This window comes from Desulfobacula sp., assembly GCF_030145145.1.
Taxonomy (GTDB): domain Bacteria; phylum Desulfobacterota; class Desulfobacteria; order Desulfobacterales; family Desulfobacteraceae; genus Desulfobacula.
In genome coordinates, this window is the sequence record NZ_JAQYWD010000005.1 from 168,073 (window position 1) to 176,279 (window position 8,207).

The 8,207-nt window shown below is 40.0% G+C and carries 6 protein-coding genes; 3 read left to right on the plus strand and 3 right to left on the minus strand.

The window, feature by feature from the left end; genetic code table 11:
• Window positions 1-2 precede the first annotated feature (2 nt).
• Genes Q1Q15_RS04230 through Q1Q15_RS04240 form a run of 3 tightly spaced genes read left to right on the plus strand, consistent with a single transcriptional unit; the run spans window position 3 to window position 2,636 of the window.
• A complete protein-coding gene (locus Q1Q15_RS04230) occupies window positions 3-896 on the plus strand; it encodes a branched-chain amino acid ABC transporter permease (RefSeq protein WP_300457003.1) in 894 nt (297 codons plus the stop codon).
• A 13-nt stretch (window positions 897-909) separates the two neighbouring features.
• On the plus strand, window positions 910-1,938 hold the full coding sequence (locus Q1Q15_RS04235) for a branched-chain amino acid ABC transporter permease (protein ID WP_300457005.1): 1,029 nt from the start codon (window positions 910-912) through the stop codon (window positions 1,936-1,938).
• Between the two features lie 26 nt (window positions 1,939-1,964).
• Window positions 1,965-2,636, plus strand: coding sequence for an isochorismatase family cysteine hydrolase (locus tag Q1Q15_RS04240; RefSeq protein ID WP_300457007.1), 672 nt, complete (start codon window positions 1,965-1,967; stop codon window positions 2,634-2,636).
• A 667-nt stretch (window positions 2,637-3,303) separates the two neighbouring features.
• Here Q1Q15_RS04240 and Q1Q15_RS04245 read toward each other — a convergent pair.
• The 3 genes from Q1Q15_RS04245 to Q1Q15_RS25440 form a co-directional block, all read right to left on the minus strand.
• Window positions 3,304-4,041: a PEP-CTERM sorting domain-containing protein gene (locus tag Q1Q15_RS04245; RefSeq protein ID WP_300457009.1), complete on the minus strand. Its 738-nt coding sequence runs from the start codon at window positions 4,039-4,041 to the stop codon at window positions 3,304-3,306.
• Between the two features lie 771 nt (window positions 4,042-4,812).
• On the minus strand, window positions 4,813-7,491 hold the full coding sequence (locus tag Q1Q15_RS04250) for a thrombospondin type 3 repeat-containing protein (RefSeq protein WP_300457011.1): 2,679 nt from the start codon (window positions 7,489-7,491) through the stop codon (window positions 4,813-4,815).
• Between the two features lie 407 nt (window positions 7,492-7,898).
• On the minus strand, window positions 7,899-8,012 hold the full coding sequence (locus tag Q1Q15_RS25440) for a PEP-CTERM sorting domain-containing protein (RefSeq protein WP_363320857.1): 114 nt from the start codon (window positions 8,010-8,012) through the stop codon (window positions 7,899-7,901).
• Window positions 8,013-8,207 lie beyond the last annotated feature (195 nt).

The window sequence follows — 8,207 nt, forward strand, 5'->3', positions numbered from 1 at the left end:
GGATGATAGGACAAATCATACAATTTACAATTGATGCCCTGAGCCTGGGAAGTTTGTATGCACTAATGGCTTTAGGACTGGTGATCGTTTACGGTATTTTGAAGTTGGTCAATTTTGCTTATGGCGAATTGATCATGGTGACAGGGTATACGCTGTTTTTGTTAAGCGGTTCACCCCTGCCATGGATTGTCATGGCAGGGTGCGGCATTCTTATGGCTGTTTTTTTCGGAATCTTAACGGAATTGATTGCGTTTCGGCCTGTTAGAGCGAAATCAGTCACTGCTGTGTTAATCACCTCGTTTGCGTTTAGTACACTCCTGCAGAATGCGGCACTTCTATTTATTTCTCCTCGTTCCCGTCAAGTGCCGTTACCGGATCTGTTCACCCAGTCGGTTGAATTAGCCGGCGTTATCATTCCATTAAGGAATATTATCACCATAATTTTTGCTGTAGTGCTTTTAATTCTTTTTGCTTTGTTGTTGAAAAAAACAGTCCTGGGCATAGCATTAAGGGCGGCGGCATCTGAGTTCCGTATGGCACGCATGTTAGGTGTGCCGGCCAACCTGGTCATCAGTCTGGCGTTTGCCATCAGTGGGTTTTTTGCAGGGGTCGTTGGTATTTTGTGGCTGGGACGGATTGGGGTTGTCCTTCCCACAATTGGACTGGAACCGCTATTGATTGCTTTTATCGCTACAGTTATTGGTGGTATGCGGAGTTTGCAGGGAGCTGTTTTAGGGGGATACCTTTTAGCCTTTATTGATATTTCCTTGAACTATACGCTACCGCAGGATTTGTTGCAGTTCAGAGATGCCTTCACGTTTTCATTTGTTATTTTGCTATTGGTATTAAAGCCGGAAGGCTTAATCAAGGGACCTGCAACGGGTCAAAGAACCTGATCGGGAGATTACAATGTTTAATAAAAACACTATGGCCACATTTTTTATCCTCATCATCCCCATTGTCATCATCGTCATCGGCGTCGATTTGATCAATATCCGCCTGCTGAATCGACTTGCGATCATCCTCTGTATTAATATGATACTGGTACTGGGGCTTCAATCCTTTATGGGGAATTCAGGAATATTATCTTTTGCGCATATTGGGTTTATGGGTGTTGGGGCCTACACCTCGGCTCTGCTGGCAATGCCACTTCGTATGAAATCAATGGCGTTACCTGACCTTTATTTGATGTTGAAAACCATCGAAATATCCCCGTATCTTGCTATCTTTATTGGCGGACTGGTTGCGGCACTTCTTGCAGCAACCATATCTTACCCATTAATGCGGTTATCTGATGCCGCAGCAGTGATTACATCATTTGCCCTGCTGGTTGTCCTGCATACCGTTATGGTCCATTGGTCCGCGGTTACCAATGGACCCAGAACGCTTTTCGGGATCAAAGCGATCACCGATATTTACCTTGCGGGTGGGGTTGCCATCGTGATGCTGTTTTTAACCTTGTTATACAAGGAATCTCGCTATGGTCTCCTGTTGAGAGCTGTCCGGGATGATCAAGTGGCGGCCTCGGCTATTGGGGCGAACCTGTCAAAGTTACGGTGGATCGGATTTATCATCAGTGCCTTCATGGCAGGAATCGCAGGGGGTATTTGGGCGCATTTTATTACTTCTTTTTCTCCAAATGCATTCTATTTAAAAGAGACCTTTGTTATATTGGGAATGCTGGTCATTGGTGGAACGACGACTGTTACAGGCGCCGTAATCGGTACGATTGCCGTTTCCGTTGTTTTTGACGGGTTAAGGGCAATAGAAAATATGATCAATATGGCGCAGATGTTTCCTAAGCCAATAGTGGGTATGACAGAGGTCGTTTTAGCGATTGCAATGATTGCAACCTTGATTTTAAGGCCAGGCGGGATTACCGGATCACTTGAAGTCGGGTGTTGGCCCTCAATTAAAAAACGGCTTTATCACCGATAAAGCGTTCTATTCAGGAGTGAAAAATTATGAACTGGAAAACGAATTATAGATCTTTTTATTATGCGCACGCACCGGAACCGGATGACTTAATCCTTAAAAAAAAAGAAACAGCCCTTTTGGTGATTGATATCCAGAATACCTACCTCAAGCCCCCGGAAGATCCCATTGACCAAAAAAGGTGGGCGCCTTTTTTAAATCGCATGAATTCTCTTGTGATCCCAAACACTGCGGATTTGATGCAACACTTTCGTGATAATGACATGGATGTTTTGTTTGCGCGGATTGCCTGCTTGAAAGAAAATGGTAAGGATCGATCCCTTAGTCAGAAAAAACCCGGCTGGAATTATCTGTTGCTGCCAAAAGAGTCTGATGAATCGAAAATTGTGCCTGAATTAGCGCCGCAAAAGGATGAGATTGTTGTCTGTAAAACCACAGATAGTGCCCTGACCGGCACCAATTTACGATTGGTTCTACACAACATGAATATCAAAAATGTTGTCATTGCTGGAATTTTTACCGATCAATGCATTTCATCATCTGTCAGAAGCCTTGCAGATGAAAGCTTTAATGTGGTGGTGGTAGAAGACTGTTGCGCTGCCGGTTCCGATGAATTACATGATAAAGAATTGGAAATACTCAATATGATCTATTGTCATGTCGTATCTTCTAAAGAATTGAAACCCTTTATTAAAGCGTGAGATATATTTTTAATATAAAAACAGATAGTTGTATCCCTCAAGGCCGGTTGAATTTTCAATGAATTCATTTAACCTGAAGAATCAGGTTAAAAAGGGTTCCCACATATTGCATAAAGCCTTCGACTATGTTATTTAAGATCTGCTTCATGGCCTTGTGCGCCCGTAGCTCAGCTGGATAGAGCGCTGGACTTCGAAATCTATGGCCGGGAGTATAAAATATATCTTCGTATCAAATATTAATGAATAAATACAGTTGGTTAAAGACAACACTTCATTCTGCCTTACCTCAAAAGATACCGATTGTGCCCATGATTGTGCCTGGTTTATCCTGAAATATTTATTGGTCAGGTACCCATCATCATAGAATCACAATACTGAAATTGATTAAAATTAGAAAGCAGGTAATAGACCCTGTAATTTTTATTTATCATAGAACACCAGGATTATTGTACGCGGGATAAAACTTATTTTAGCATCATTCGTTTTGATTCATTTACCCTCATCATGCATTATTGATACTCGGTTTATTTTTATATATTATTAACTGGAATATGAAAGAATGGCTTATAATACCGTTCTTGGCTCATATAATTTAATCTGAATTGAGAGCAAAAAGATAGAAACCAAATCAATAGCCCTGCCTTTAATGTTGATCCAACTATTCGTGCTATTTTTTCTTTCTGCTGATCCCTGCTATTCCAAGGAGACCAAAACTGAATAGGAACATTGAGGCAGGTTCTGGAATGACCTGCTTAATATAAACTGATAAGTTGTCGGCATAAACATCTACGCCATCTGCTGGGAAAATGGCACTGTGGATTTCACCGTAGCTATAATATATTGAAGTTGGTTCTTGGTATGATCCTTTAAATAACTCGGTTTCGCTTCCATTAATACCATACGTAATGGAATCCGTATTAAAGGTGATACTCAAATCATACCATTCATTATAGTTGAATGATTCTAAATTTACGTCAAATGCATCGGTGCCATTCCAATAATGGGCCCAGAATACCCCATTGGTGTGATCGAACTTTAAATGAGCCTTCCATCCATGGTTATCATTGGAGTCTTCATACCACTGAAGCGAGATGCCAGTTAAATCAGTAGGATTTGGTCCTAATACTAATAAAGAGGATTCGACCCGATAAATGTAGTCACCATTGAAATGGTACACCCCAATTTCACAGAGGTCTGTATTATTGTAAGGCTCTCCGCCAATAATATGTAATTCTCCGTTGGAAATTGTATAATTAGTAGTATTAATCTCAAAAGGAGCATCAATATTTCCATCGTTGAAGTCTTCTGTGTATATTGTACCAGTCGCTGTATTTGCAGAAAAGAACAATAAGAAAAAACATAAAAAGATTATACTAATAGTTTTAAATTTACATACCATCTCCATGAGTGAATCCTCCATCTTTTATGAAAAAATGAAAACAAGTGGGTGACAAATGACAAAAGCGTTTTTCTAAAAAAAAGGAATGCCAAAAATTTTATAAAATCAGTATATTACATGAATACACCAACAATTACACTAAAAAATTGGCTCTTTTTATCACAATGACCCGTGGCTTTCCTTCCCCGCTTCACAACAGGTTCGGCTTTATCTACTTTCGCAAAACAGGAGAGCAATAATCATGCCTTCTTTTTTATCTGTCTAAACACAGGACACGCTTTATTTACGTTGTTTTTATTTACTTTTTCTCTGAGAAATTAATGTGATAGTTTGAGATTTTTTTTCCTAATGGTTTTCCCTGATTTATTAACATAAATAACTGTTTTTATACAATAATTTTAAAAAAATCATGGAGTTGACCCTATGAACAAAAGTTCACACTATCAACCTTATAAAAACAAATAGTTTCAAATCATGAAACAGAACCGAAATTCAATTATATGGGGAATTGCAACGGCAAATCAATCAAGCTTCCATTATGCTATATTGGAGATAGAGATACTTTTATTCGGTCCCTGGGGGAAAAAATTTTCAGACCCTATTGAAATGTGATCTATATATCGAGTTTAATTGGGAATAATGATTTTCGATGACGTTCTTGGTTCATAAAGTTTAATTGTGATTACAATCTCAAAAAAACCTTGCCCACAATATATAGCTTTCGATAAAAAATAACAGCAGGGCCATTTCTGACCCTGCCTCAGCAGTAACCTTTTTTTATTCTGGTTGGACCCCAGAGGCTATTTTTAATGCATAAATAGCTTCTTCTATAGTAATTTTGCCATCACCATTAATATCCCACTTTTTTCTTTCATTTAGTATAACAGCATCAAGTTGCTCTTGAGTAAACATAGAAGATATAGTTGCATTTAGATTATTAATAACTTGTTCTTTCTGAACAATAATAGAAGCTTGCTGGGTGGTTGAGCAACCATTGATATAAACGCACTCTGCCTCTGACGGAGTTCCTGGACATTCATCCTGATCATCAGTCACTCCGTCACTGTCACTATCAAGTTGAGGGGAAGAACATCCATTGACATCTACACTCACACCAGACGGTGTATCGGAGCATTGGTCTATAGCATCAGAAACACCATCTCCATCTGAATCTTTTTGAGTATCTGCACAGCCATTAGCATCTACTTCTGCTCCAATAGGCGTATTTGGGCAATTGTCGTTATCATCTGACACACCGTCTCCATCAATATCGTCCATAACTGAAACAATCTGAATTGTTGGAATAGTAACATTGTCATTAACAATAAAATCTGGAGTTTTGATTATGCCATCATAATCCTCTGCTGTTGCTCCAACCCAGTAAGTACCGTCCGGCACATCATAAAGAACATAGTGACCTGTGTGGTCTGCTTTTGCAAAACCTTTAAATTCATTGTCTATTTTGCGATATAGTCCTATTAATGCGAAGAGGGCTGGTTCACCATTTCGGGTAACATAACCATCAACGATCGAACCTAAGCTGTTATAAGTGTAATTGTATGTTCCGCCACTGGTGACATTACCGATAGAGTTGATTACTGTAAATGATTCATTCTCATCATTTCCTTTACTATACAGACCCATAGTTAGCCTCACAGTGCTACCCAGAGGAGTTGCAAACTGATAGGGATTTGATGTGATAGATCCATCAAACATACCGCCCATGCTCAAGCCATTCATGGCTCCCCAATTATTAATATCAAAATCCTCATCATTCATGAAGGACATTACCATGAAAACGCCTGACCCTGCCGACAGGGGAGTATTGATAGTTACAGTCCCATTGTAGATATCTCCGTTTGACAAATCATATGCGGCTATCGGGGGGATACTCTTGTTTGTCATGATATCTTCCTCAGCCACCACGATCTTATAAGGAACAGTCGTAATTGAATCCATTGCATCTTTACTGGTGATCGTAAAATTACCAGGAGGCAGAACAAAACTGAAGGTGCCATCAGCACTGGTATCCACTTTATCCAGGATAAGCTTGGCCCCAACGTAAAGTCCGTATTCCTGCAGCGGGACACCACCCTTGGTAACCATACCACTTATAACTGCTCCCTTTTGGACAGTCAGAGTTCCGATATCTTTTTTCTCACCATTTTCCAGATAATAAGTTCTTCTGAATCCTACAACATAGCGCCCCGGGTCACTGATAATCCTGATTTGTCCAGGACCAGGTCCAAGCCCATATACTGTAAAAGTGCCATCAACCTGATCTGACATTGCCTGAGAATTCATTTCTTTGCTATTATATTGGATTTTAACATTTCCAAGCGGTTGTCCGCTTTCATCAACTATCTTTCCGGTGATGCTGCCGCCGCCGTCCAGTTGAAAGTCAATGTCCTTTGTCTCCCCCCCTACCCAAACCTGGACGGCATCGGCATCTGTGCAGTTATTGCTGCTCGCTGGAACGTTGTACCATTCACTGAGATAATTGGCTCCATCACTGCGACGGGCTTGAATGTAATAATTACCTGGTGGAATCCCTGCAAGGATGTAATCGCCGTTTAAAGTCGATACCCCAGCAACAGATCGGCCCGCGTCACAGGGTGTTCCCTCATAGGCTGAAACAAAGATTTCGGCGTCGGTGACAGGGGTGGTACCATCCGATTTATAAACAGTCCCTGAAATCCTGCCGCCGCTATCCAATTGAAAATCAACATCTTGGGTATCCATCCCTGAAGAGACGGTCACCTGGGTTGCAGATTCGCATAAATAAGATATGCCATTATTAGTATTACCACTGGTCGTATGGTATTCATCAATGTACCAGACATAGCCCTTGTTATGGGTTCTGACATAATAGGTACCAGGAGGTACTTTTTCGATTGTGTATGAAGGTTGTCCAATCCATGCGGAAACATCAATCCATTCACTATTTTCACAGGAACTCCCTCTAAAGGCAGATACATCAAGAATTTGTTGTTCCGCCATCGGATTGCCGTTTGCATCATAAACCGATCCTGAAATCCTACCGTACAGATCCAGTTGGAAATTTTTATTGGAGATTACATCTTCTGAACTGTTTATAACAATGGTTTCAGCCCCCCAACAATCCCAAATACTACCTTCCACTGACCACCATTCGTCTATATAGTCGGCTGTGCCGGATACATTAACCGCTTTAAGAAAATAGATACCTGGGGATAAGCCTGTAATCACAAAATTGCCGTTCCCAGTGGTGCCTTGCGCGATAAGTTGGTGGCTACCACATGGCGCTCCTCCATAAACATTAACAGCAATGCTCGCATTTGTAACTGGACTTGAGCCGTCTTCTTTGAAAACAGTGCCGGAAATGGTGGCCGCGTTTAAAATTGGAATTGCAAAAAAAATTAATATAATTAAAACCATAAAAAAAATGAGCCCCAAATTACACTTTTGATTCTCCATACCGCCTCCTGTTTGTGAATCATGTAATGCATTTGTTATTATGGATAATTTTCTAAAAAAATTTAATATTGCATATTATTTCAACAAAAATTACCCTAATATATATTGTGGTGCAAGGCAAATAAATTTTCAAAGAATAATTATGTTATATGGGAAAATAAAAAATCAAATTTTTAAAAACTTCATTCACTTTTATTGGAGAGTAACCGGAATATTCAAAATCAAGACCTGGGGATTTCGGAAACTGTTTTTTTTATATTATATCGGTTAATGTGGGCTAATGGGTTCTGATGCTGTGTTTGGCTCATATAGTTTAATCAAAATATAGAGAATAAAGGCGATGTCAGAAGAAAAAAGCAGGAACTAAATCAATAGCCCTGCCTTTCAAGCTGATTCAAATATTATTTCTATTTTTTTCTTCTGCTGACCCCTGCAACCCCTAAAAGACCAATACCAAAGAGAAGCACTGTGGTCGGTTCTGGTGTCGGGCTAGGTGTTGAGTTTAATTGTACATTATCTATAAATGCTGAAGTATCGTTGTTTCCAACATAAAGCCCAGCAAAGGAGAGGGAATGTGAACCTACTGATAAGGGTGTAAATCGTCCCTGTTGTAGTAATCAAGCAGCCATTATCTGCTCAGTTCGATGATCCCAAAATTCATCCCACCATCCATTGGCTCTTAATATCCTGAGGGACAACATAGGATTTATGGATTT

What these genes read in the sequence shown, in the direction of transcription:
- Q1Q15_RS04235 (WP_300457005.1), top strand. Translation starts at nt 910, where the DNA reads ATGTTTAATAAAAACACTATGGCCACATTTTTTATCCTCATCATCCCC.
- Q1Q15_RS04230 (WP_300457003.1), top strand. Translation starts at nt 3, where the DNA reads ATGATAGGACAAATCATACAATTTACAATTGATGCCCTGAGCCTGGGA.
- Q1Q15_RS04250 (WP_300457011.1), bottom strand. Translation starts at nt 7,491, where the DNA reads ATGGAGAATCAAAAGTGTAATTTGGGGCTCATTTTTTTTATGGTTTTA.
- Q1Q15_RS04245 (WP_300457009.1), bottom strand. Translation starts at nt 4,041, where the DNA reads ATGGAGATGGTATGTAAATTTAAAACTATTAGTATAATCTTTTTATGT.
- Q1Q15_RS04240 (WP_300457007.1), top strand. Translation starts at nt 1,965, where the DNA reads ATGAACTGGAAAACGAATTATAGATCTTTTTATTATGCGCACGCACCG.